Annotated in this window: 26 protein-coding genes; 12 read left to right on the top strand and 14 right to left on the bottom strand. The window is 37.3% G+C overall.

Annotation, left to right across the window (positions count from 1 at the left end; genetic code table 11):
• Positions 1-106 precede the first annotated feature (106 nt).
• The 6 genes from purD to J678_RS05565 all read left to right on the top strand — a co-directional run bounded on the left by purD (position 107) and on the right by J678_RS05565 (position 5986).
• Positions 107-1393, top strand: a complete 1287-nt coding sequence (purD, locus tag J678_RS05590; protein WP_017393567.1) for a phosphoribosylamine--glycine ligase — start codon at positions 107-109, stop codon at positions 1391-1393.
• Between the two features lie 474 nt (positions 1394-1867).
• The gene (locus tag J678_RS05585; protein WP_017393565.1) at positions 1868-2740 is read left to right on the top strand and encodes a MetQ/NlpA family ABC transporter substrate-binding protein; all 873 of its coding nucleotides are present in this window, start codon (positions 1868-1870) and stop codon (positions 2738-2740) included.
• Positions 2741-2815: 75 nt separating this feature from the next.
• Entirely contained in the window at positions 2816-3841 is a 1026-nt protein-coding gene (locus tag J678_RS05580; RefSeq protein ID WP_002049347.1) for a methionine ABC transporter ATP-binding protein, read from the top strand.
• The gene (locus J678_RS05575; RefSeq protein WP_002049205.1) at positions 3838-4533 is read left to right on the top strand and encodes a methionine ABC transporter permease; all 696 of its coding nucleotides are present in this window, start codon (positions 3838-3840) and stop codon (positions 4531-4533) included. The genes J678_RS05580 and J678_RS05575 overlap by 4 nt, the downstream gene beginning before the upstream one ends.
• A 162-nt stretch (positions 4534-4695) precedes the next feature.
• Complete coding sequence (gene gloB, locus J678_RS05570; protein WP_017393564.1) at positions 4696-5427, top strand: hydroxyacylglutathione hydrolase; 732 nt, start codon at positions 4696-4698, stop codon at positions 5425-5427.
• Positions 5428-5782: 355 nt separating this feature from the next.
• Positions 5783-5986 (top strand): hypothetical protein, encoded by a 204-nt coding sequence (locus J678_RS05565; protein ID WP_000758190.1) that lies wholly within the window; start codon positions 5783-5785, stop codon positions 5984-5986.
• A gap of 242 nt (positions 5987-6228) precedes the next feature.
• Here J678_RS05565 and J678_RS05560 read toward each other — a convergent pair whose 3' ends face one another.
• Both J678_RS05560 and J678_RS05555 read right to left on the bottom strand, forming a co-directional pair.
• Positions 6229-7527 carry a dicarboxylate/amino acid:cation symporter gene (locus tag J678_RS05560; protein ID WP_017393563.1) on the bottom strand — a complete coding sequence of 433 codons (1299 nt, stop codon included), beginning with the start codon at positions 7525-7527 and terminating at the stop codon, positions 6229-6231.
• A 480-nt stretch (positions 7528-8007) separates the two neighbouring features.
• Positions 8008-8565: a TetR/AcrR family transcriptional regulator gene (locus J678_RS05555; RefSeq protein WP_017393562.1), complete on the bottom strand. Its 558-nt coding sequence runs from the start codon at positions 8563-8565 to the stop codon at positions 8008-8010.
• Between the two features lie 137 nt (positions 8566-8702).
• Between J678_RS05555 and J678_RS05550 the strand changes: the two genes are divergently transcribed.
• Positions 8703-9905 carry an MFS transporter gene (locus J678_RS05550; RefSeq protein WP_017393561.1) on the top strand — a complete coding sequence of 401 codons (1203 nt, stop codon included), beginning with the start codon at positions 8703-8705 and terminating at the stop codon, positions 9903-9905.
• A gap of 38 nt (positions 9906-9943) precedes the next feature.
• Here J678_RS05550 and J678_RS05545 read toward each other — a convergent pair whose 3' ends face one another.
• Both J678_RS05545 and J678_RS05540 read right to left on the bottom strand, forming a co-directional pair.
• Positions 9944-10393, bottom strand: coding sequence for a GNAT family N-acetyltransferase (locus tag J678_RS05545; RefSeq protein ID WP_031955738.1), 450 nt, complete (start codon positions 10391-10393; stop codon positions 9944-9946).
• Between the two features lie 27 nt (positions 10394-10420).
• Positions 10421-11794, bottom strand: a complete 1374-nt coding sequence (locus J678_RS05540) for a PQQ-dependent sugar dehydrogenase (RefSeq protein ID WP_017393559.1) — start codon at positions 11792-11794, stop codon at positions 10421-10423.
• Positions 11795-12143: 349 nt separating this feature from the next.
• On the opposite strand from J678_RS05540, the gene yddG reads away from it, so the two are divergent.
• The 4 genes from yddG (at position 12144) to J678_RS05520 (ending at position 15075) form a co-directional block, all read left to right on the top strand.
• Positions 12144-13055, top strand: coding sequence for an aromatic amino acid DMT transporter YddG (gene yddG / locus J678_RS05535; RefSeq protein WP_017393558.1), 912 nt, complete (start codon positions 12144-12146; stop codon positions 13053-13055).
• A gap of 273 nt (positions 13056-13328) precedes the next feature.
• Complete coding sequence (locus J678_RS05530) at positions 13329-13901, top strand: nuclear transport factor 2 family protein (RefSeq protein WP_017393557.1); 573 nt, start codon at positions 13329-13331, stop codon at positions 13899-13901.
• Positions 13868-14362: a chalcone isomerase family protein gene (locus J678_RS05525; protein ID WP_016805092.1), complete on the top strand. Its 495-nt coding sequence runs from the start codon at positions 13868-13870 to the stop codon at positions 14360-14362. Before J678_RS05530 ends, J678_RS05525 begins: the two co-directional genes overlap by 34 nt.
• Positions 14363-14379: 17 nt before the next feature.
• Positions 14380-15075 carry a response regulator transcription factor gene (locus J678_RS05520; RefSeq protein ID WP_017393556.1) on the top strand — a complete coding sequence of 232 codons (696 nt, stop codon included), beginning with the start codon at positions 14380-14382 and terminating at the stop codon, positions 15073-15075.
• Here the strand turns inward: J678_RS05520 and J678_RS05515 are convergent.
• The 10 genes from J678_RS05515 to J678_RS05470 all read right to left on the bottom strand — a co-directional run bounded on the left by J678_RS05515 (position 15072) and on the right by J678_RS05470 (position 25384).
• Entirely contained in the window at positions 15072-16397 is a 1326-nt protein-coding gene (locus tag J678_RS05515; protein WP_017393555.1) for a sensor histidine kinase, read from the bottom strand. The two genes, J678_RS05520 and J678_RS05515, sit on opposite strands and share 4 nt — an antisense overlap.
• Positions 16398-16425: 28 nt before the next feature.
• A complete protein-coding gene (locus J678_RS05510; protein WP_031997252.1) occupies positions 16426-17475 on the bottom strand; it encodes an SAM-dependent methyltransferase in 1050 nt (349 codons plus the stop codon).
• 8 nt (positions 17476-17483) lie between these two features.
• A complete protein-coding gene (locus J678_RS05505) occupies positions 17484-18263 on the bottom strand; it encodes a DUF1295 domain-containing protein (RefSeq protein WP_017393553.1) in 780 nt (259 codons plus the stop codon).
• Positions 18264-18292: 29 nt separating this feature from the next.
• Entirely contained in the window at positions 18293-19492 is a 1200-nt protein-coding gene (locus J678_RS05500; protein WP_017393552.1) for an SAM-dependent methyltransferase, read from the bottom strand.
• Positions 19489-20280: a DUF1365 domain-containing protein gene (locus tag J678_RS05495; protein WP_017393551.1), complete on the bottom strand. Its 792-nt coding sequence runs from the start codon at positions 20278-20280 to the stop codon at positions 19489-19491. Before J678_RS05495 ends, J678_RS05500 begins: the two co-directional genes overlap by 4 nt.
• A 22-nt stretch (positions 20281-20302) precedes the next feature.
• Entirely contained in the window at positions 20303-21565 is a 1263-nt protein-coding gene (locus tag J678_RS23520; RefSeq protein WP_017393550.1) for an NAD(P)/FAD-dependent oxidoreductase, read from the bottom strand.
• Entirely contained in the window at positions 21562-22533 is a 972-nt protein-coding gene (locus tag J678_RS05485; protein WP_017393549.1) for an acyl-CoA desaturase, read from the bottom strand. The genes J678_RS23520 and J678_RS05485 overlap by 4 nt, the downstream gene beginning before the upstream one ends.
• 117 nt (positions 22534-22650) lie before the next feature.
• The gene (locus tag J678_RS05480) at positions 22651-23217 is read right to left on the bottom strand and encodes a lipocalin family protein (protein ID WP_017393548.1); all 567 of its coding nucleotides are present in this window, start codon (positions 23215-23217) and stop codon (positions 22651-22653) included.
• Between the two features lie 107 nt (positions 23218-23324).
• On the bottom strand, positions 23325-24716 hold the full coding sequence (locus tag J678_RS05475) for a heavy metal sensor histidine kinase (protein WP_017393547.1): 1392 nt from the start codon (positions 24714-24716) through the stop codon (positions 23325-23327).
• Positions 24713-25384, bottom strand: a complete 672-nt coding sequence (locus J678_RS05470) for a heavy metal response regulator transcription factor (RefSeq protein ID WP_001221367.1) — start codon at positions 25382-25384, stop codon at positions 24713-24715. Before J678_RS05470 ends, J678_RS05475 begins: the two co-directional genes overlap by 4 nt.
• A gap of 104 nt (positions 25385-25488) precedes the next feature.
• Here J678_RS05470 and J678_RS05465 point away from each other — a divergent pair, with 104 nt between their 5' ends.
• The gene (locus tag J678_RS05465) at positions 25489-25977 is read left to right on the top strand and encodes a GlcG/HbpS family heme-binding protein (RefSeq protein ID WP_017393546.1); all 489 of its coding nucleotides are present in this window, start codon (positions 25489-25491) and stop codon (positions 25975-25977) included.
• The last annotated feature ends 11 nt before the right edge of the window (positions 25978-25988 follow it).

Below are 25988 nucleotides of genomic sequence, written 5' to 3'. Positions count from 1 at the left end.
AACCCTCCTTTTATTCAGGAGGGTTTTCCACAATAATGGAACTATCTCTCCACTTCGAGAAATAGAGGGGGATGAAAAAGGATTAAAGTTAAGGAACAAATTAAAAATGAATATTTTAGTTTTAGGTAGTGGTGGTCGTGAGCATGCTTTAGCATGGAAAATCGCGCAAGATACCAAAGTTACTCAAGTTTTTGTTGCGCCTGGTAATGCCGGAACGGCAACAGAAGCAAAATGCGTTAACGTCCAACTTGATATTTTGGACAACCCTGCAATTATTGCTTTTGCTAAAGAAAATAATGTTGAGCTGATTGTTGTTGGTCCAGAAGCACCATTAGTAAATGGTGTAGTAGATGCTGCACGTGAAGCTGGTTTAAAAATTTGGGGTCCTACTCAATATGCAGCGCAGCTTGAAGGCTCAAAAGCGTTTGCTAAACATTTTTTAAAACGCCATAACATTCCAACTGCTTTTTACGAAGTATTTACTGAAGTTGATGCAGCGAAAGCTTACGTTGAAAAAAATGGCGCACCAATTGTAATTAAAGCTGACGGTCTAGCGGCAGGTAAAGGTGTCATCGTTGCAATGACCAACGAAGAAGCTTTTGCAGCAATTGATGACATGCTTGCAGGCAACAAATTTGGTGATGCAGGTTCACGTGTCGTAATTGAACAATTCCTCGCTGGTGAAGAAGCTTCTTTCATTTGTATGATTGATGGTAAAAATATTTTACCAATGGCAACTTCACAAGATCACAAACGTATTTTTGAAGGCGACCAAGGACCAAACACTGGCGGTATGGGTGCCTACTCTCCTGCTCCAGTTGTAACTCCAGACGTATTTGAACGTGTGATGACTGAAATTATGCGTCCAACTGTTGATGGTATGGCTGCTGACGGTCATATTTACACTGGTTTCTTGTATGCTGGTTTAATGATTGATGAACAAGGTCAACCACGCGTAATCGAATTTAACTGCCGTTTCGGTGATCCTGAAACTCAACCAATCATGATGCGCTTAAAGTCATCTCTTGTTGATTTGGTTGAAGCAGGTATCGCGGGTAACTTACCAAGCGAAGCAGAGTGGGATGAGCGTAAGTCAATCGGTATTGTACTTGCAGCAGAAGGCTACCCAGACAGCGTGCGTAAAGGCGATGTGATTTCAGGTATTGGTCAATCACCAGAAGATACTAAAATCTTCCATGCAGGTACTGCTACTCGTGAAGATGGCCACATTGTGACTTCTGGCGGACGTGTGCTTTGCGTAACTGCTCTAGGTGACAGTGTTCTTGAAGCACAAATTAATGCTTTAGAAGTTTGTGGACAAGTGACCTTCACAGGTATGCAATACCGCAGCGACATCGGTTACCGTGCTATTGCTCGTGAAAAAGCTGAGTAAAAGTTAAAAAATGAAAAACTCCCTAATTAGGGAGTTTTTCATTTCGTACCTACTATAAGAAAAATACATAAATTTTTATGAGATTTCTTAAGATATCAACAAATAGAAAAAAGTCCTCTATATCAATCACATTTTTATTGTTATCATTAGCGCAACGTTGTGACTGTCAACAAACACTGCTGTTTTAATAATTTCCATAGAGACTTGCTCTACAAATTATGCCTGTAGAGAGTTTTTTAATGTTCTAGATTTATGAACGCTCGTTTGGCTACCGTTGGGGATTAACTGTTTGGGGAAACAGTTTTTGTTTATTAAACAATTACCCTTTGGAATAGCCAAAGTATGCAAGCAAATTATGGAACCCCAGAAAAAGATAACAGAGTTTAGACTAGTTGTAATTCCAACTCCTCCCTTTTCATGTGGATATAGAGCAATAAATATTGCTCTGTATCTTCTCAATCAGGACTTTTTTAAATGAAAAAGCTGATCAGTCTTTTTTTAAGTATGTCAGTAGTATTATTGACAGCATGTGGTAAACAAGAAAGTACTCCACAATCCGAACAAAACAATGATAGTTCTAAAGTACAAAAGGTAGTGATTGCCTCTACAGGTTCGGATGCTGATATTTGGCGTTATATTGCAACTCTACCTGAAACTCAAGCTGCTGGTTTGAAGTTAGAAGTAAAAAACTTCACAGACTACGTTTCAATGAATACAGCGATTGCAAATAAAGAAGTAGATTTGAACGCGTTCCAGTCTTATTCTTATCTTGTTGCATTTAACAACTCAAACCCAGATAAGATTGCGGCAGTTTCTACCACTTATCTTGAGCCAATGGGTATTTATTCAAGTAAATACAAAAAAGTTGAAGAGCTTCCAGAAGGTGCAATTATTGCAATCCCAAATGATGCTGCCAACGAAGCCCGTGCTTTACTGCTATTACAAACTGCTGGCTTAATCAAACTTAAAGCTGACTTTAACCCTGCTCAAGGTAGTCCAATTGATGTTATCGAAAATCCTAAAAAGATCGATATCAAACCAATTCAAATGGCTACTGCAATGCGTCTTAAAGACGAAGTTGATGCCGTTGCATTAGGTAACACCCTAGCAATGGAAGGTGGTTTAAACGTCCTCAAAGATTCTATTTTCTTTGAACCTGTTGACCAAAGTACAAAACTCAATGTTAACGTTTTAGCAACTGCTGAATCACGTAAAAATGATCCTGTTCTGCAAAAAGTTGGTAAGCTTTACCACACTCCAGCTGTTAAAAAATACGTTGAAGAACACTTTGGTGGAACAAAAGTTGACGTAGATCAACCAATCAGCTATCTCTCAGAAGCTAAATAGTAATATAATAGCCCCAACGTGAAACAGGCAAATTCTCTTTGCCTGTTTTTTCTTTCAAGCATAGTTTCTGACGATATGATTCAATTTAAAAACATTTCAAAGCACTATCAGCTCAAAAGCCAAACCATACGCGCACTTGATCAAATCAATTTAGAGATTCCAGAGGGCAGTATTTTCGGCATTATTGGCTATAGTGGTGCAGGTAAAAGTACCTTAATTCGCCTGATTAATTTACTTGAACGACCAAACGAAGGTCAGGTTATCATTAATCAAAAGGACTTCACTGCTTTGGATGCGCGTTCATTACGTCAGGAGCGTGCAAATATTGGTATGATTTTTCAGCATTTTAATTTGCTTCAAACCAAAACCGTTGCTGAAAATATTGAAATGCCAATGCGTCTGCTAAATTACAAAAAGGCAGAACGAGAAAAGCGCTTAAATGAGTTATTAGATTTTATTGATCTTAAGCATAAAAAAGATGCTTATCCAGATGAGTTGTCTGGCGGTCAAAAGCAACGTGTCGGTATTGCGCGTGCTTTAGCAAACCATCCTAAAATTTTATTATGTGATGAAGCCACATCTGCCCTAGATCCTCAAACTACTCAATCTGTTCTAGAGCTTTTAAAGAAAATCAATCAAGAACAGAAAATTACCATCGTCATGGTTACTCATGAAATGGATGTAATTGAATCCATTTGTGACCATGTTGCTGTTATGGAAGCTGGTAAAGTGATTGAGCAAGGCTCAACTATTGATATCTTTAGCAATCCTCAGCATCCAACGACTAAAAACTTTATACAAACTGTTTTACATCAGCAGTTGCCAGTTAATATTCTAAATCAACTAGAAAATCAGCATCACCATAGTATCTACTGCTTACAATTTTTAGGCCGTTCCGCTCAAGAACCTGTGATTCAGTCACTTATTAAACAATTTGATATTAGTTTAAATATCTTATTTGCCAATATGACTGAGATTAATGGCACAGTGATTGGTCAAATGTTTGTACAGCTTTTAGGTGACCCACAGTTGATTCGTCAAGCGATCGAGTTTTTAGAGAAAAATGAAGTAAGTGTAGTTCAGTCAGGAGATCAAGTATGAGAGATTTAATCGTACAGTGGTTAACTCAACTGACTCAACCTTTCTGGCATAGCTCTCTTTCTATGGACCAGTTCGTAACTGCGTTACAAGAAACCTTTCATATGGTGTTCTTTGCACTTTTATTTGGTGGTATTTGGGGCTTCATTCAAGGGATTATCCTGCTTGTAACTCGCCCAGAAGGTATCTTGCCAAATAAATTCATTTATCATTTACTCAACCCAATTGTGAATGCTCTGCGTTCGCTCCCATTTATTATTTTGCTTATTGCAGTTATTCCTCTCACCAAGTTCTTGGTAGGTACATCAATTGGTACTTGGGCAGCAATCGTTCCTCTAACAATTTATGTTGGACCATATATGGGACGACTCATTGAAACTTCCCTACTTGAAGTAAATGAAGGAATTATCGAATCTGCTCAAGCAATGGGTGCAACACCTTGGCAGATTATTTCACGCTTTATTTTACCTGAAGCTCGCAGTTCTCTTATTTTGAACTTAACAACTGCTACAATTAGCCTTATCGGCGCGACTGCTATGGCAGGTGCGGTTGGTGCTGGTGGTATTGGTGACTTAGCAATTTCTTATGGTTATCAACGTTTTGATACAAGCGTCGTAATTTTAACAGTGATTATCCTCTTGCTCTTAGTACAGATTGTACAGACTTTGGGCAACTGGCTCTCTAAGATACGTTAAATCATTTATATACAAATCAAAGCTCTCTAAACGGGAGCTTTTTTTGTTTTTAGAAGTTTTTGTCATCAAACAGTTGAGTACGTGGCTTAATAGCATTTTCTGTTATCATCAGAATTAGCGATTACTCATTTACTCTTTGGATTTAGTTTCAGGATAAAAACAATGCGTTATAGAATTCATTTTATTGATGTGCAAAATGCCCTACAAAACTATATCTGGATTTTAGAAGATACTGAAACTTATGAAGCTGTTGCAGTTGATCCAACAGAGGCTAAGTTAGTCACTCAATTTTGTGATGAGCATCATTTAACTTTAAAGCAAATTTGGCTTACACATTGGCATAAAGATCATATTGGTGGCGTTGCAGATTTAATGGCAAATTCCACTCTAGCTGTATATGGTCCAAGAGACGAATTAAGTAAAATTCCTGGTATTACCCATCCTCTTCAACATGATGACCATCTAAAGTTTAATGATTTAAAAGCAGAGATTATTGCAACACCTGGTCATACCTTAGGACACATTGTTTATTTTATTGAAGAGTTGGATACGCTCTTTTGTGGAGATACTTTGTTTGCAATGGGATGTGGCCGACTATTTGAAGGTACGGCAGAACAGATGTATCACTCATTAAATCGTCTTGCTGCCCTTCCAACCACAACTAAAGTCTATTGCACACATGAATATACGCTTTCTAATGCTGAGTTTGCTTTAAGCGTAGAACCTGAAAATCATGCCTTACAAGAACGTGCAGAACAAGTTCGTAAGCTTCGCACGGAAGGTAAAATTACCCTACCAAGTAGTATTGAACTTGAGTTGGCAACCAATCCATTTTTACGTGCTGAAAGTGTAGATGAGTTCGCTCAATTACGTAGTTTAAAAGATAATTACTAATTTTTTGGCTTTATATAAAGATACAGTTTAATTTTAAGAACTGTATCTTTTTGAATAAGGCATGTTTCGTGAAATTATTTTTTACATTTATTGATTTTAAATTAATTTGTTTTGATTAAAATTTACTCTAATTCTTATATTTTAAAATAATTATAAAAATTAAATAGTTAAATTTTATTAGTGATAAAAATGATTACACAAAAACTGAATAAATTCATAAAATGAAGAAGATTGGTTTATCTCTATTACTTTTTTTACAAGTTGCAAAATAAAACAAAGTTTTCCCCCTTTAAAAAATCCTAGTAAATCCCTATTAATAAATAAGGTGTAAGACACGGATAGAAGGAGTTCTCACGTGAAAAAGGTTGTTAAAGCTAAAAATTTAATTGCGTTCCGTATTTGGTTAGAAAAATTAGGATATTCGGTTAAAAATCTTGCCGATGGAAAAGGTTTCACTTTCAGTTTTAAAAAAGAGTATGGTTTAGTCACTTGTGATTTGGCTGGTAATGCCTTAGCGATGCAATTAGGTGAAGAATTTGAGGATCATTTAAAAGCATAAGCTTGAGCTGTTTTGCATATACTATTTTTAGTATAGGCACCTCAAAAGTTCTGCTTTCAAAGTAGATCTATATGAGAGTTTGTGAGAAATTTTATACTGACCTCCCATAATTAAGCATTTACATAGAAAATAGTTTTTTTAAATTAAATTTTCGACTAAATAAAATAAAACCTGTAGCATGGCGCCTCTCCCAAATTGCCAATTGCTACAGGTTTTTTATTTCGAATTAAAAAATGAATTAATTAATTCGTTTTAGATTTTCCTAATGCTTTATCTAGAACGTCCTTGTCCAGAACCTTGTCCCAACGAGCAACAACAATTGTTGCACATGCATTACCAATTAAATTAGTTAAAGCACGACACTCAGACATAAAACGGTCAATACCTAAAATTAGCGCCATCCCTGCCACTGGTACAGATGGAACAACCGACAAAGTAGCAGCCAGTGTAATAAAGCCTGCGCCCGTTACCCCTGCTGCACCTTTTGAACTCACCATTGCCACTAAAAGTAATGCAAGCTGTTCACTAATAGATAGGTCTACATTACATGCTTGTGCAATAAATAAAGCAGCCATAGTCATATAAATATTAGTACCATCAAGGTTAAATGAGTAACCTGTAGGAATGACTAAGCCCACTACAGATTTTTCACAACCTGCTTTTTGCATTTTATCCATGAGGGAAGGTAAAGCAGCTTCAGATGAACTTGTACCTAAAACCAACCAAAGCTCGTCTTTGATATAACGAATCAAAGCAATAATTGAAAAGCCGTTATAGCGCGCCACAGCACCTAGAACAATTAATACAAACAGCACAGCTGTAATATAGAAAGTCATAATCAACAGTAATAGATTACCAATTGATTCGATCCCATATGCGCCGATAGTAAATGCCATAGCCCCAAAAGCACCAATTGGCGCAAGTTTCATTAACATGCCAACCAAGTAGAAAACTGGAGCAGTAAGGTTATTTAGGAAATCAGTGATTGGACGCGCACGATCACCTAAAGCAGCTAAAGAAATACCAAATAACACCGCCACAAATAGAACCTGCAAGATTTCACCACCAGCAAGCGGACTTACTAGGGTTTGCGGGATAATATTCATGAAGAAGTCAGTAATATTGGTAGCATGAGCCTTCTCAACGTAAGTATTTACTTTATCGCTGACTAAGGTCGCTGGATCAATATTTAGGCCTTTACCAGGTTGAATGATGTTTGCCACAATCATACCAACCACAAGTGCAAGACTTGAGAAAGTAATGAAATATAGCATAGCTTTACCAGTCACACGTCCAACTCGACTCATGTTCGTCATGCTGGCAATACCAGTAACCACGGTCAAAAAGATTACGGGAGCAATAATCATTTTAACGATCTTGATGAATGCATCACCAAGCGGTTTTAAGCTTTGTCCAAGTTCAGGGTAAAAATGACCTATTAAAACGCCTAAAATAATTGCAAAAATGACCTGTACATACAAAATTTGGTGAAACTTCTGTTTTTTCTGTACCGTTTCTTGGTCAAGGGTATTGAAATCCATTATCTAAATACCTGTTCGATGGGGATAAAAAAATAAAATATAAAGCGTGCACCACAAGCTGCTTTAAAGGAAGTGAAGCCATTGTAAAGAATAAAAAACACCCTGTGTCATAAATTTAAAAAATGTTAAATTCAAAAATCATGTATATTTTTGTATACAAAACAATTATTTTACGGAATTTTTAAAAAATTAAATTTCTTAAAAATAATTAAAATTCCAGATAACCCTATGTTTATTATATGATTTATATTATTTAAAACTTCCTTGAATGCTTTCAGTATTAATTTTACAATGAATAAAATCATCATTTCAAAAATAAATGATTAAAATAAATTCATATTTATTCTAAATTATGAGAATTTAATTTTTAAATAATAAGAAATATTGATACATAATTGTTTAATAAAAACAAAAACCTATATGCTTAGGCTAATTAAATGAGCCATTTTTAACTAAAAAGACAAACATATTTCTATGATTTTAAATAAATAGGCGTTTTAAAAGACTACGTACATAATCTAAATTTAATTCCTGATTGGTAAATAGAATCCGAAATAACATGGGTGCAATTACAGTTTCGATAATTTCTTGGTTCGGTATAGTGAACTCATTTCGTAATTTTGCACGATTTTGAATAATGTCGAGTTGCTGAATAATTAAACTTTCGCACATACGTGCATTAGAATCCGAATTTGATGTATACAGAACATCTCGTAATAAATCTTGTCCCACCCCGGAAGCATATTCTTCAAAATATTGCTCAACCCATGCTGTGATATCTTGTTTAAACGAACCTAAATCTTTGGGTTCCATATCAGGTTTAAGTTCATTTAAAGCTACATCTGAAAATAACTGATTGATGTCTCCCCATCGACGATAAATGGTTGAAGGTGTTACTCCCGCCTGTGAAGCGATCATTGGAATGGTAATCTGGCTTTGCTCGAAATCTTTTTGTAATTCTTTTACAGCATTATGTACCGCGGTTTGTATTCTTTCGCTACGGCCACCAGGGCGTAATCCAGTAACAACTTTTGCCATTTATAAACTCTGTAAAGGTCTCGAAAAATTTATAAATATTTATATCTATATACAAAATACACTAAAGCTAAGGATTTGCTTTAGTGTAAAAATAATGTATAAAAGCTAAATATTCGCTTTTATGTTATTCATGTTCTATGAACAATTCAAGTTCAAAACGGTCAAGAGCTGTTTTTCAATTAGATGCCGCGAGTGCTTTGACACTCAATACAATTACGCTCATGACATTTATGGCTGCCTCTAGTGCACCAACCCCACTCTACCGCCTATATCAACAGCTCTGGCAATTTTCACCTGTCACACTGACTTTAATTTTTGCAACCTATGCTTTTACACTGCTGGGATCATTACTCATTATTGGGTCACTGTCTGATTATATTGGACGTCGTCCAGTCATCATTGCCGCTATTTCTCTGCAAATTATTTCGATGAGTTTTTTCTTATTTGCATCAGATGTTTCAATGTTATTTATTGCACGAGGCTTACAAGGTATAGCAACTGGTCTTGCAGTTTCTGCTATAGGGGCAGCAATTTTAGATTTTAGTAAGTTACATGGTTCACTGATTAATAGTATCGCACCCATGATAGGCATGGCTGTTGGGATTTTTCTGACCTGTTCTATTTTGCAATTCTCTGCCCATCCCTTACAGCTTGTTTTTGAGTTCTTATGTTTTCTTCTTATTTGTGAACTCATTTTAAGTTTTATTACTCCAGAAACTGCACAAAAAAGATCCGGGGCACTTGCTTCATTAAAACCCAATATGGCTATTCCTCCGCAAACAAAAAGCGCTTTATTGAGTATTAGCCCGATTAACATTGCACTTTGGATGGTCAGTGGTTTCTTCTTGTCACTCATGCCATCGTTATTGGCAAAAATTTTCCATACTTCATCTGCATGGCTAAATGGTATTACCTTTATGGCGCTCGCCCTGTCAGGTGCGGCAGGTATATTAACGCTTAGAAAGTCGACAAATTTTCGTATTTTATTAACAGGTACGCTCTCAATTGCTATTGGCGCAGCTGTTTTATTTGTCGCTATTAATCTGACTAATGCTGTAATTCTATTTTTAGGTTCTATTATTACTGGAGTTGGTTTTGGTACGGCGTTTATGGGGGCCATTCGTAGTGTAATGCCATTGGCGCTTCCTGAAGAACGTGCGGGCCTTATGGCTGCTTTTTTTGTTGAAAGCTATTTGGCTTTTAGTATTCCAGCGATTTTAGCGGGGTATTTTGTAGGTAAAATTGGGCTGATGAGTACGGCAAATAGTTATATTGGTTTTATTATCTTATTGTCACTGGTTGCCCTTCTGATGATTATTAAAAATTTTAAAAATAAATAAGCCATAAAAAAATAGCCTCTAATGAGGCTATTTGAATTCTAGGTATCTGCTACATACATACGTACCATCTCGCCTTCCTCATCCTTTACCAACGTTAAAAACCACCAACCACATTTTTCATAAAATTCGGTATGGTCCGTTATTAAATAAAGTGTTTGGATGCCCTGATTACTCAAGTCTTCACGTACAAAATCTAAAATATGTTTTGCAATGTTTTGGTTTCGATAGTTCTCTTCTACAAATAAAGCACATAAGTTTGATGTTAAATCTTTACGCTCATGGAAGTCATTATCAATAACTCCCGCTCCGGCAATTAAATGCCTATTTTCATTTAAAACAATGTACCAATGTGGAATAGCATGCTTCTGATCAATGGAAATCTGGATACTCTCAAGATAGGCTTCCACAGGGATTTGCCACTTTTCAGAGAACCACTGGGCAGCCATTTCTTTGTATTGAGGGTAATCAGATAACCGTAATATTTGCATAAAATAAACCTATTTTGACCAACCTTTTTAAGGTTGAGTCACTGAACTACTAATGGTTTGTTGGGTTGGACTCTCATACGTTGTTTCAGCAACTGGTGAGACACGCCAAATCGTATTACCGACATCATCTGCAACTAACACAGCTCCTGAAAAATCAATTGCCACCCCAACTGGACGCCCATACGCTTTGCCTTTATCACTTAAAAACCCCGTCAAAATATCTTGCGGTGGACCAGAAGGCTGACCACTTCTAAATGGTACAAAAATGACTTTATAACCACTATGAGGCTTACGGTTCCATGAACCATGCTGTCCGATGATCGCCCCACCCCTAAATTGTGGCATGAGTTCAGCTGTATAAAATGTAAGACCTAAAGAAGCAGTATGGTTACCTAATGCATAGTCAGGTTTAATTGCCCGAGCCACCATTTCAGGATTTTGTGGTTTTACACGTACATCTACATGTTGACCATAGTAGCTATAAGGCCAGCCGTAAAAAGCGCCATCTTGAACTGAGGTCATATAGTCAGGTACTAGGTCACTGCCAATTTCATCGCGCTCATTAACCACCGTCCAGAGTTTACCGCTTTGAGGTTGCCAAGCCATACCATTTGGATTACGCAGTCCAGTTGCAAATGGACGTGACTGCCCACTTGCGATGTCAAACTCCATAATTTGTGCACGGCCTTTTTCTTGATCTAAACCATTTTCGGCTACGTTACTATTGGAGCCGACGGTAATGTAGAGCTTTGTCCCTTCACGATTGGCAATGACGTTTTTGGTCCAATGATGATTTAAAGGACCACCCGGTAAATCTAGTACTTTAGTACCACTGGCAGTAATTTTGGTTGCGCCTTCTTGGTAAGGGAAACGCATAAGTGAATCTGTATTGGCAACATACAAATAGTTCCCCACCAGTGCCATACCAAATGGTGAATTTAGATTTTGAAGAAATACGGTTTTCTGGTCAGCTATTCCATCTCCATTGGTATCACGAAGTAAAGTAATACGGTTAGCACTCGGATGAGATGATCCTGCTCGTCTCATCACAAAAGTCATAATTTTACCTTTAATGCCTTTGCTATCTTCCGGTTTAGGCGGAGCATCCGTTTCAGCAACCAATACATCACCATTCGGTAACACATAAAGCCAACGTGGGTGCTCAAGTCCTTTAGCAAAGGCTTTTACCTTTAAGCCTTCTGCCGGAGTTGGCGCAACACCACTAGGCCAGCCCTTCGCTGGTGCTATATTTACGGTTGGAATTAAGCTTGTTTTTGGTTCAGGTAACTTTGGTTCTGGACCGTAACTCTCGGTAATTGGATATTGAGAGGATGAAGCACATCCTGTAAGTACACATACAACGGTAGTACCTAAAGTCGGCAGTAAAAAACGTGTAAGCATCTTTTATCTCCATTTCTTATTTTTTCGCAATATGCACAGGGTAATGCTTTAGGAGAGAGACTTATAGTTTATTTATTTAACTGTGCTCGGCATTAACGGCTATATTTTTAAACTTTTAATACATAACTGGGTGTTTTCTAGACGTTTAGCTTACTTTAATGCTTAGCTATAAATTGATATCTTATATTTAGTTTAATTACCTAAAGTATTTATGTTTGCTGATAATCATTTATTAGGTAATTATCTATCCGTGCCTATTTTTTAATTAAAAATTCCTTTACCCTGACTTACTTTAATTATTTTAACTTTCACTGTAGCTCAGGTGTTCAACTAAGTTCATTTATTTCTTATGTCAAAAAATTTAGCAACATTGATTGGTTTAAGTGCCATCCTGATGTGGGCCACTATGGTGGGTTTTGTAAAACATATTACGACCGTGATTGGACCAGATGTTGGCATTACACTGATCTATTCACTAAGTGCGTTGCTACTGCTTATTATTTTTAGAGTGCCAAACTTTAAGTTAATTTCTAAAAAATATTTAATTTTAGGTGCAATTTTATTTATCGCTTATGAACTCTGCTTTTCGTTTGCACTTGCCTATTCAAAGACAGCGCAACAAGCGATTGAAGTCAGCATTGTGAACTACCTTTGGCCAAGCTTGACTGTTTTAGCTTTTGTCATTTTTAAAGAGCTAAAATTTAATATCTTTATTATTTTAGGTTTAATTATTTCAATTTTCGGCATTACTTTTATTCAGACCGGAAATGGCGATTTTAGTCTAAGTCGAGTTATAGACAATTTTTATAGTAATCCTCTAAGTTATATTTTGGCTTTTATAGGTGCAATTATTTGGGCTTTGTACTGTGTATTAACCAAGAAAATAGGTAAAGGACAAAACCCTATTTCTATTTTCTTTATTGGCGTCGCTCTAACATTGTGGTTAAAGCTATTCTTTAGTGGTCAAGCTGTTTTACCTACACTCGATTTAAATACGACTTTATCTCTCGTCTTTGCCTCTACAGCAATTGGACTAGGTTATGCCGCATGGAATATTGGCATTATTCATGGCAACACCACGATGCTAGTGGTGGCTTCTTACTTCACTCCAATCATTTCATCTTTACTGGCCATGCTGGTTTTACAAACCGAGTTATCAATCAGCTTTTGGCAAGGAACCGCTATGGTTACAGCCGGTTCACTCATCTGCTGGCTTTCAACAAATTGGACAGTAATCCGCTCTTATTTCAAAAAGAATTAAAAGCAGTGATGAGTAACAGAACTAGCATTAGTTTTTTTGCTCTAAAGCAAAATTTACAGCTTCTTTGGCATGACTAGAAGGAAATTGCTGTTTATCTTTTCTTAGCCTAGTTATTTTAATATTAAAAAATATACAGCCTCAAAATTATCTTCAAACAAGCAAACAAGAATCTGTAGTTCTCCCTTTAACGTGAAAACTAAAAACTCAAGAATTCACGCAAATTTCACGACAGCCTCTTTAATTTAATTTTATAAAGTTGGCTAGGATTTAAATATGAAAATTATAACCACTGCCCTAGGGCTGATTACCTTAGTAGGTCTAACAGCATGCAAAAGCGTGCCTAGTTACTCAGGTGATTATGGTAAAGCCGAACGACAAATTACTGGCGTCACATTAAATGATGAGCAAGCACTGGAGATTGGTCACCGTTTTGTTGCTGCGTTTAACACTTTAGGCACACCTTCTTTTGTAAGTAATGCGAGTCAACTTTATGCGGATCAGCTCTATATCAACGATACACTTTCCCAGTTCTCGCAAAAAAAAGATCTAATTAAACACTTTGAGGGTATGAACGCACGAGTAAGTAACGTCACTGTAAAACTGATTAGCGCAACTCACCATCAAGATACAGCCTATATTCATTGGTATATGGCTTATGACTTTAAAATGCTAGGCCGTACAAAAACCATGGCTTCTTATGGCATTAGTCAAATCAAAATTAATGAACAACAACAAATTATTTTCCAACAAGACTTCTGGGACCCTGCGAATGGTCTCTACCGTTCTTTACCTGTATTTGGAGGAGTTTATAAATGGATATTGCCATTCAAAAAAGTCGAATCTTAATACTACTGGGTATTTTAATTGCGTCTCATGCAAATGCTGCTGAACTGAAAAAATGCAGTTCAGCTCCTTTAATGGTAACGAGTCAAAAAGTCGGAAATGTTAGCTACTTTGCTGAAGATTGCCTAAAAAGTTGGCAGAACCAAAGCATAAAAATGGACTTTAGTTATAACCGAGATATTCCTGAGTGGGCATTTAAGCGAGCAGCAACTCACTATTTAAAGAAGAATATTAGTGGATTTGATGCGAAATCCCCGCTTAATCATATTAATGAGCTTTATAGACCAATCAAGAGCGGAGATTTATATAGTCTTTCTTATCACCATGAAAATCAAAAACTAGAGCTAAAATTAAACCAGAAGCTACTCGGTTCTATAATTAATCCGAATGCAAATCAATATTTTAAAATCTGGTTTGGTACTGAACCATTTAATGCTAAATTAAAACAACAACTATTAAATTAATGGCTTAATAAAATCTCATGGGTAATCATTTTATCCTCATGGTTGAGGACCATTTTGAACTGGCGGCGACCGTGTGTGAATTTCTTGAAGTACATGGTTACGTCATCGATCATGCGCGTAATTTAGATGCAGCTCGTTCTTTTCTTAAGTCACAGCATTATCATCTTTTGTTGCTCGATATCAACTTACCCGATGGCTCAGGTTATGACTTGTGTAACTGGTTACGGACCGAACAAGGCATTGATATGCCAATTCTTATGCTCACTGCTAGAGATACTTTAGATGACAAACTTAAAGGATTTACTGCTGGCACGGATGATTATTTAGTTAAGCCATTTGATTTTAATGAGTTGGTCATGCGTATTCGAGCACTGATCAAAAGAGCTGCAGGTGAAGTCGCAAATCATAAAATTCAAATTCATGATTTAATTCTCGACAGCGCAACTCAAACTGTTATTCGTGCCGGAAACAATATCGAATTACCCCCTATTCAATTTAAATTATTAAAAATTTTGATGCGTCAGTCTCCTAAAGTAGTAACTAAACAGGAACTTATGATGGAGCTATGGGGTGATGAAGAACCTGAAAGTGATGCTTTGCGCACCCACATCTATAACTTAAGGAAAATGATAGATAAACCTTTTGACCCTAAACTATTACATACAGTAGCAGGCGTAGGTTTAAAAATTGCTTTAGACGATACTGCCGATTAATTTAAATAGACGACTACTATTAAACCTGTGGTCATCTCTAAATCCAGCTCAGGATGAGTCGTTAAGTAATATTGCCGATCAAACAACTCAACTCGCCAACCTAATTGTTTGCAAAGCTTTTGGACCAATTGTAACCCGATGCCGTGTCCTTTGGCTTTTAAAGAAAGTTGCGAGTCGCTGAGTTCCTGAACTTTCATATCATTAGGTAAAGAAATTCCGATACCATTATCGGCAATAATTAAGCTGTTTTTTTGTTGGATAATATCGATTTGTGAACCTTGGGAATAATTCAGAGCATTACGCAAAATATTGCCTAGAACCATTTTAGTCATAGAGGGATATAACCAGCGTGGTTGTTCGGCTGAGTCCGGGTGAATATGAATATGTATACCTTTACTCACACTTACCCCTTCTAAACTTTCGACTAAATCCCTCACAATTTCAGATAATAAATTCTTTTCAGACGGTAAATTTTTTACCGTATTACGGGCAATTGCGAGCAAGGTGTCGACAAGCAATTGCATGTCTTCAATTGTATTGTGAAGACGAGTTAAAGATTTGTCTTCTCCATATTTAGTCTGACAAAGTTGTACATTGCCTTTTAAAATCGTGAGCGGCGTACGTAACTCATGGCTGACATCGCCGGTAAATTCTCGTTCACGTCGAATAAATTCACTTAAAACCTGATGATATTTTTCCAAGGCTTGTTTGAGATATTCCGCCTCCATATTGCCATTGGTATTGATATCTTTAAAAGGTGAAGCTTGTGTATCTTGGTGTGCCCAATCAATATTTTCTAATGCATTTGCCAAACGGGTAATAGGGGAAAAATAGCGTCTTGTTCTTCGATTTGACCACCACAAAAAACTATATAAAACAGACAAACTAAACATAAGTGGTGCGAGACCAAAAAGCCAAACCAGCTTATTGACATTACTTTCGCCAAATACCAACAGTACATGCTGACCATTACGTTCACCATATACCGTCATACGTTCTTTGCCATCAACAAATATCCGATGTACCCCACTTTCTAGATGCATATCTTTAAAAGGTTGTGGGGCTACTTGAGTATTCCACCGATATCCATATAAATTTTTAGTATCTGGCAGGTCTGCATTTGGGTTACGTTCTATACGCAACCAGTAATGTTCCATTTCTTGTTCTAAAGCGGTTTTAAGTAACGAGCCTTTAATCACCCAAGCACTACAAGCCAACCCGACCACAATTGATAAGGCAATTAGACCAATCTGCAACCAATAATATCGATTGAACATTTGGGCTAATGGATGAGCTTTGCCATCGTTTCGTGTTCTTATCATATTTTATCGCCGAGATAGGCTATCGAAATTACAATGATCTCTTTTTAAATAAAAAGTGACCAATGACCCCCTCTTGTCCTTGTTCAAAACCAAAAAGTTCAGCACAAGCCATGAAGAAAATACGCCAGCGTTGCCACCAAATATTGGCATCTTTCCCATAGATCTTTTTAAACAGTGGCTTGAGCTCTTCCTCTTGATTATCCATATTATTAAGCCAAGCATTTGCCGTTCTCATATAGTGCTCACCCGACCATTGCCAATGTTGAGCCAACTCTAAATGCTCTTGAAAATGCAAAAAAGTTGAAGTCGAAGGCATTAAACCGCCAGTAAAGAAATACTTAGACATCCAATCATAGTCTGATTTTACTTCAAAAGGATAATGCAAAAAGCGATGACAGAAAATATGACACCAGAGTAATCCTTCCGGCTTTAACCATTGCTGAATTTTTTCAAAAAGTCGCTGATAGTTTCGAACGTGTTCAAACATTTCGACCGATACAACTCGATCAAATCGGGCTTGGTCTAATTCGAGAACATTCACATCACAGGTCAGTACTTCAATATTGCTTAAACCTCTTAACTTTGCTTGCCCGAGAATATGCTTTTTCTGGGTTGCAGAATTTGAAACAGCCGTAATCTGTGATCGTGGATAGTTTTCTGCCATCCACAAAGTTAAAGAACCCCAACCGCAACCTAACTCTAAAATGTGTTGACCATTTTTAAGTTGTGCTCTTTCACAATAAAGCTGAAGTGCAAGCTCTTCTGCCTGATCTAAAGTTGTTGTTTTGGTGGGAAAGTAACATGCACTATATTTAAGTCTTTTTCCAAGCACCGCCTGAAAAAACTCGGTTGGTAACTCATAGTGCTGCTCGTTTGCCTTATCTGTTTCAACGGCGATTTCGCTCTTTTTCAGCATATTAAGCACATCCATATAGCGCTGTGCCCCTTGTTCAGAGTCATAGCGGCCTTCCTGAATTAAACGCTTTTTGCTTAAAGCTCGAATTGCAGCCCGAATTGCATGGTCTGGAATCACACCACTTTCAACAATTTTCAAAGACTGATGAACGATAAAATCCATATGCGCACCTATTTTTTTGGTTTCCGCGGTATAAACATTGAAGTTTTTTGTTGATAATCAAGATAATTTTGACCGCGGCTTTTAATTGCCTGTTTTTCACTAAATGGAATACCCGTGACGTAATATAAAAATAGCCACATGAGTACCGGATAAATCCACAATAAATATTGGCCTGCTGCTAAACCAATAATTGGATAGGCAAACCAGTGTAACCATTCAAAAAAATAATTGGGATGACGGGAATAGCGCCATAAACCTTGGTCCATGGTTTTACCCTGATGTTCTGGGTTTAATTTAAATCGGTATAGCTGCTGATCAGCGAGCTGCTCTCCTATAAAGGCGATTCCCATGACTACAGCAGCAATAATTAGGGTAATTTTATATCCGCTGTCCCATGCAGTTGCCTCTACATTGAGTAACAACCACATCGGCAAAAAGAATAAAAGCACTAAAAAGGTTTGAAATATAAAAAACAAGAAAAAACCTAAATGCTGAAACTTACCCATTGCTTGTCGCATACTGGCGTAACGACCATCTTCATTCTGTTCAGATTGATAACGTCTTAACAAGTGCCAAAATAATCTTAAAAACCATAATCCGCTAAAAAGACCAATAAACAGTCGTACTTCGACAGGAGCAACTGAAATGAGTAAAGAAGAAACAATAATGTTCACTGCCAGACAGAAACTCCATGCGGCGTCTACAATTCCGGCACGACCATTTAGAGTTGCAAGTAGCCAACTGAGCAACATGATCAGTAAATCCAGAATTAATAAATTCCATAACATGCGCATTCTCCTTGCTTGATGTGTTTGAGTTAGTAACTGCTACTTTCAAACAACAAGTGAACGTTGCTTATCACACCTTCTTTAAAGCCCCCCTCGCAATAACATAAATAAAAATCCCACATACGTATGAACTTTTCATCGAAACCCAAAGTCAAAACCTGCTCTCGGGCTGCTAAAAATCGCGCTCGCCAGTGATGAATGGTTTGCGCATAACTTAGACCAATATCATTTAGATACTTTAACCTTAAACCACTTTCAGACGCAGTTTGAGTCAATACAGTTATGCTAGGAATAAAGCTACCAGGGAAAATATAGCGTTTAATATAATCAACGGTGTTGAGTGCTTTTTTATAGCGGAAGTCTTCAATGGTAATGGCTTGAATAAACGCTAAACCTTTTGGTTTTAATAGTGCTTTGCACTGGTCAAAATATGTCGATAAATACTGTGCACCAACTGCCTCAACCATTTCAATTGACACCAACTTGTCAAACTTACCTTCAAGCAGACGGTAGTCTTTGAGTTGTACATCAATTCGGTGAGATAGTCCTGCTTCATTTACGCGAGTAATGGCTTCATCGTATTGAGCCTGTGAAATGGTAATGGTGGTCACTCTACAGCCATAGTGTTGAGCTGCATAAATTGCAAAACCACCCCACCCACTTCCAATTTCAACCAAATGATCCATTGGTTTTAAATCGAGCTTTTTACAGATAATCTCTTTTTTTAAATCTGATGCTTCTTCGAGAGTCATGGTTTCATTTTCAAAGACTGCACTCGAATACATTAAAGTCGGATCTAAAAACAATTTAAAAAAGTCATTGCTTAAGTCGTAGTGCTCAGCAATATTTTTACGGCTACCACTTATGGAATTTTTCCGGTTTTGATACCAGGCCTTAAGAAAAAACTGACTGGCTTGGGCAACAACATTCTGGTTGATTTGGTCTAATACATCTCGATTACGCGCTAATATCTGAATCAACTCGACAAGTTGCTCACTGCTCCAATCACCACGGATATACCCTTCTGCTGCTCCTAAAACACCATTTTTTAAAATGAGATCCATCAGTAGAGGATTATGAACTTCAATTACAGCGTGAAGATCTGAAACTTCACCGACCGTCCCATTCCACGCGCCCTGAAAAGTAATCTGTCCATGACGTAATTTAAGAAGACTCTTGAGCAGTAATGGTAGCGAGTCATCTTCACCATAAAGAAATGTTTTTATCATGTCTTATCTACCTTGATCTTTTTAGGATGACGATAAAATGGAACTTTTTTTCGCCACAACTTAAATGCCTCTAAATATATGGAAAACAGCATTTTAAAAGGCGCTAGGCTGTTGATAAGAGCATATCGATATTGCTGTGAAGGAAATGTGATGGGCACAAGTTCAAAGCGCATAGTGGCATCAAAGACTTGTTTTTTCTCTTCAAAGAGCTGCATATGAATAACATTTTGTAAGACTGAAAAACTAAACCGCCAACGGTAAGTCAACTGTATGGGCATGAACGGCGAAACATGAAATGATTTTTCAAAGTTAAAATCGAAACTCTGATAATCACCCACCTGACCTTGTTGTTTTATACAGTCGTGTGTATAGACTTTTCGCTCATTCCACGGGGTATTGGTAATTTCGCTAAGAATAAATAGCGGTTGGCCTGTTTGACTTAAAACAAAATAAAATACGACTGAATTAAAGCGAAAACCCAAACAACGAGGCAAAGCCAATACTCTGATTTGCCAATCTGAACCCATATATAAGTTGTTATTTTGCAGTAGCGCTTTTCCAACCCGATCCCTTACCGAACCGCTATACATATTTAAAAAATCACTTTCGGATAGTTTTAATACATTCCAATGATCAGTCGACCAAAATAAACAATCTTGTGTAATTTCATTTAATTGATCTGGGTCAAACCATAAATAATTTAAGGTCGATATAAATTGATGAGTTTTGGGACTATAACGTCTGTGACGAATAAGTGCGGGAGCCATAGCCAGTTTAGTTAATAACATTTGATAAGCTCCCGTTTTATTTTTATAACGCTAAGAGTTGCTCAACAACACGCGCTGCACTGCGAGCGCCATCTTCATGAAAGCCCCATCCCCAATATGCTCCACAAAATGAAGTACGATTTTGCCCACTAATTTCTTGCCAACGAGATTGAGCTTGAATCGCTTTTGCATCAAATACCGGATGTCTATAATGACGTTCAACCAAAATATCTTCGGCTTTAATTTGCACATTGGGATTTAAAGTACAGAAAATCTGAGTTTTGCAGGGTAGGTTTTGTAAATTGTTCATCCAATAAGTAAAACCATAATGTATGGCAGACTCATTGTTTTGAACTTGCGATGCAGGAGTTACATGTACATGCCAGCTTGCCCACTGCAAACGGCTTTTAGGCATAATTGAAAGATCACGGTGTACCACCATATGATTATCTTGATAACCAAACTGACTTAATATTTCTTGTTCAAGCGATGAAGCATCTTTTATTAAATCTAGACTATCATCAGCGTGGCTTGCAAAAATCACCCAGTCATATTGTGCTTGCCCTTCTGAAGTTTCGATCCACACGGTTTCAGGGAAACGGCTCACACTTTTTACTTCTGCAAACTTCCATTCAAGCGATGGGCAACTCTTTTGAATAACACGAATATAACTTGCCGAACCGTGTTTAACCGTTTGCCATTGTGGCCGCTCTTTTAGCTGCAACATACGATGATGCTGAAAAAAACTTACCACAAATCGATATGGAATTTGGCCTACCTGCTCAACAGGTGCCGACCATAATGCACCACACATCGGATAAAGATGCTCATAGCGGAACTCGGCACTATATTTATGTTGATCTAAATAGTCTTCAATCGATAAATTTGGATCAATATCCGCCACATCTATATCTTTATTATCATCATAAAAACGCAGCAAGTCTGAGAGCATCTGTAGAAATTTACGATTTAAAAAGTTTTGCGGACGAGCAAAGAGCGACCATTTTTTTGAAGGATTATATTGAAGCCCACTGACCAGATTATTTACCGAAAAGCTCATATCACTATATTGGGTTTCAACTCCCAAATTTTTAAGCATGTCAGTAAATAACGGGTAGTTATAGTCATTAAACACAATAAAACCGCTATCTACCGCAACCTTAGCGCCGTCTATATCAAGCTCATGCGTATCTGTATGACCGCCAAAATAGTTATTTTTTTCATATATCGTAACCTGATGTTGTTTTGACAATTTCCAAGCCGCATAAAGCCCCGATATACCTGAACCAATAATGGCAATCTTCATAGTACTTCCCCATTTTCAATTTTTTCTATCGGTAGATTTTTAATTTTTTTATATTGATAAACCTTCTCTGGTACTGGTTTTAATCCCCATACCAAACCAAATAAAGACATGACTTTTAACACATAAAAGGTAATATCGATCTGCCACCAATAAAAACCTTGACGCACACTACCCGCATAAAAATGATGGTTGTTGTGCCATCCTTCACCTAAAGTAATTAAAGAGAGGAAAAAGTTATTACGGCTATCGTCAGCCGTATTAAACTCTCGTGAACCATAACGATGCGCAAGTGAATTAATACATAAAGTCGCATGTGTTAACAGCACAGTAGAAATCACAAAACCCCATACCAAAAGCTGTAAGCCATTGGTACCTAACTCAGGAAAACGCTGCGCCAGCCATGAACCTAAACCGTAAATTGCCAAAGCCGTCAAAATCACAACAGGTAAGCTAAATCGGTCAAGCCAAATCAGTTCCGGATACTTCAACCAGTCTTTAATGACTTTTTTTCGAGTGGCAAAATTCTGCTCATTTAAAAACCAGCCTACATGCGAATACCAAAAACCTGCTTTCGCTGAATGCGGATCTTGTTCGGTGTCGGTAAAATGATGGTGATAACGGTGGTGTGCTGCCCACCATAATGGTCCGCGCTGTGCACTCATGGTTCCAATCAAGATAAAAATAAATTGGACAACACGGGAGGTTTGAAAGGTTTTATGGGAAAGATAACGGTGAAAAAAAGCGGTAATTGCAAACATGCGTATTAGGTAAAAGCCAAGCATGAAAATCACAGCAAACCAAGACACCCCTACCCAAAAAGCAGCTAAACAAGCGATATGTAATAGAATAAAAGGTATGATTCTTAACCATTGAATTTTCTTTTCAATGACATATTCGCTAGAAGCATCCATTTGCGCATTTTCTGAATCTGACCAGCTATCGATCCAGCGTAGAAAAAATTTAGACATTGATTCTTCCTGATCTAAAGCATTTCTTTTGTTTTTAATTTAGAAAATGCGCAATGAATTTTATGTGAAGTTCACAGATTTATGAGCCAAATTTAAAAGCCAACATAATCAGCGATTTCAATAATTTGTTTGTGTTGTTTTAATGAGTTTGGAAACATCATAGCCATAATGTTTTGCGGTTTGCAAATAAGAGTTATATGTTGCTTGATCAATTTGAGGGCTACGAGAAAGAATCCATAAATATTCTGTACTTGGTCCACCCACCAAAGCGACTTGATAATCTGGGTCAACTCTAAGCACCCAATAGTCACCTTTAGTAAAAGGAATCCATCTTAAACCGGAAGGTAAGAAGCTTACCTCTAGTTTACTATTACCTTCATTTTGCGGATAAGCCACACCTTCAGATGAAATCACTTCGCCTTTTTTATCCGTACAACTATTTAAAACGCCCACGGTTTTATCTGCGTTAATCGAATAGGTTGCTGTTGTATTGGCTATACAATTACGCTGAAAAAACATAGGTAAATGCGCAATTTCATACCACTTACCTACATATTTATTAATATCGATAGCGTCAACAGCTACGGGTTTAGTGGTAGTTTCTGCATAGGTACTTAAAGGGGCCAATAGACTAACTACGGCCAAACTGCTACTCATCACAATTGATTTAAATAATAATTTCATCATGATCCTCCTATATTTATTTCATGTGTTTAAACATACTTCAGAGGGTTGTGAACAAAGTGTGAAATTTAAAATTAAGCAACATTTATAGGTAGTTAATTGTATTTCTATGGAGTATCTGCGATTGGGAAATCAAGCTCAAAACATACCCCCGCAACCGTGTTATAAGCACGGTATGAGCCATGATGTAAATCCATAATAGAAGCCACAATAGATAGACCTAAGCCGCCTGTCTGACTCTCATCAGTTCGGCTTGAATGACATTGGTAGAATCTTTCAAAAAGATGTTCAAGTTGATGTTCAGCAATTGAAATACCACTGGTTATCACACTTAGGCTCACCATATTCTTGTGATCAAGTGTCTTATATTTACTTGTAACCAAGATAGTTCTGTTACAGCCCCCATGAACCAGCGCATTTAAAACAAGGTTGTAAACCGCTCGTTGAAATAACTCTGGATCTGCAAATAACATTGGAACTTCTAGATTAAAACTAATGTGGCAGTCTTGTTCCTCAAACTGATATTCAAAAATCTGGCATAGCCCATCTAAAACGTCCTGAATATTGATTTGCTGTTTGCTAACAAGCACCATTTTTTGATCGGCTCTTGCCAAGAACAACATGCTATCAATCATGCGTTTTAATCTGTGATAATCCTCTAAATGAGACACCAACAAATCTTGATATTGCTCTACTGAACGCTCATCTGTTAAAGCAATCTCGGTTTGTCCTATCAAGTTATTTAACGGCGTACGGAACTCATGTGCGATATCTTCAGAAAAACGATTGAGCTGCGTATAGCCCTTTTCAATACGTTCAAGCATATGGTTTATATCTTTAGAAAGCAGCTCAACTTCTAAAGGTGAATTTGGTAGGTCTAAGCGTTTTTGTAGCTGATTTACGTTAATTGAGTGAGTTTGCTTGCGAAGCCGTTGTAGCGAACGCAACCCTAAATGGCATATCAAAATACAAAGAGCAAAAACTGCAAGAATTCCTCCTACCACATACATCAAAAGATTCTTTTGAAATGGTAAAAGAATATTGATGCGCTCAGACCACTGTTTACCCGCAATAAGCAGATAAGGTTCCTGATTAATAGTGATGGTTTTCCATGCAATTCGCGTTGGATATGAGTTGTTAGCCAAGTCCTGAAATTGAAGATTTGTTCGCTCTGCAAGCTGAGGTAGCTGAATATGGAGTGGATTGATATTAATTAAAGCTTTGTCTTTATGAATAAGTAAAAATAAGTTGTCTTGGTTACCAAGCATGTTTTGATACAGCTTAGGACGCGCAATAATTTGCTCAACATTTTCACTGTCTTGTAGCAAAATTTCCAAACGATTAATTCGGTCTACTAAAGCTTTATCTTGCTGCTTTAATAAAATTTGGTTAATGCCTAAATAGGTCATAAAGCCGACTGAACATAAAATGAGAGCCGAACAAAGCGTGACCAGTATGGTAATACGGACTTCAAGCGAACGCAGAAATTTAAAGTTCATAAGCTAACCGAAATTTTATAGCCCAAGCCACGGATGGTATGAATAAGTTTTGGTTCATATCCTTCATCAATTTTGCTTCTTAAACGGCGTACTGCAACGTCAATAAAGTTGGTATCGGTGTCAAAGTTAATATTCCAAACCTCAGAACCGATTTGTCTACGCGTCACGATTTGTTCTTTATTGACCAATAAATAACGTAATAAGTTAAATTCGGTTTTACTCAGTTCGATTAAGTTGCCATTACGCCATACTTTATGCCCCACCAAATCCATTTTTAGATCACTTATAGACAACTCATTTTCTTGCAAATACTGCTGTCGTCTTAACAAACTTTTAATGCGTGCCAAGAGTTCAATATAGGAAAAGGGTTTAGCCAAGTAGTCATCTGCACCTAACTCTAACCCTTTCACTCTATCCATGACCTGATCTTTTGCCGTTAAGAAAATCACCGGAATTTTTGAAAACTGGCGTAGTACCTGTAGTACGCTCCAACCCTCTATGTCCGGCAACATCACATCAAGAATAAGCAAGTCATATTGATCTCTTTTTAGCATTTCCAAACCTTGAAGCCCTAAATGTACGCACTCGGCTTGGTATCCGGATTCTTTTAACCCTTTGACCAAATAAGTGGCGATTTTGATCTCGTCTTCAATAATAAGAATACGCATTTTGTAGAGACTCATTAGAAAAATGACAACTTTGTAATGTGATTGTCATGCTTGAAATTAGGCAATTTGTTTAAGATTTTCAAAGCAACATAGAGGCAATCATTATGAACAAAATAAACTGGCTGTTACTCACAACAGTGCTATTTGCAAATAGTACTTTTGCACAGTCTCCTGCTTTGAATCAAGTTTATTCGTTAGATCTTAAAACCGCCCATCTGCTAGCTGACAGTGCTAAACAGGCATGTAAACAACTAAATCAAAATATTGCGGTCGTTGTGGTAGATCGTGGCGGTAATACTTTAACTGCCGAGCGGCATGAGTTGGTAGGCCCGCATAATTTAATGGCTGCCGAGAAAAAAGCATATACCGCGTTATCGACCAAAACATCGACCTTAGTTTTAAGCCAAAACAGTAACCAAAACCCCGATGCAAAAAATTTAACCACCGTAGCAAATTTACTTTTGTTAGGCGGTGGCGTACCTGTCCGTTTTGAGAACCAAGTGATCGGCGCGATTGGGGTTGCGGGTGCTGGCGGCGCGCAAAATGACAATCAGTGTGCAAGCAAAGCCATTGAAACCGTTTTTAACTCATAAGGAGCTACATC

Origin of the sequence: Acinetobacter sp. 1424608 (assembly GCF_000588255.1) — a bacterium.
Taxonomy (GTDB): Bacteria; Pseudomonadota; Gammaproteobacteria; order Pseudomonadales; family Moraxellaceae; genus Acinetobacter; species Acinetobacter nosocomialis.
The sequence above is the reverse complement of the archived record's forward strand: the minus strand, read 5'-3'. Positions and strand labels throughout refer to the sequence as shown.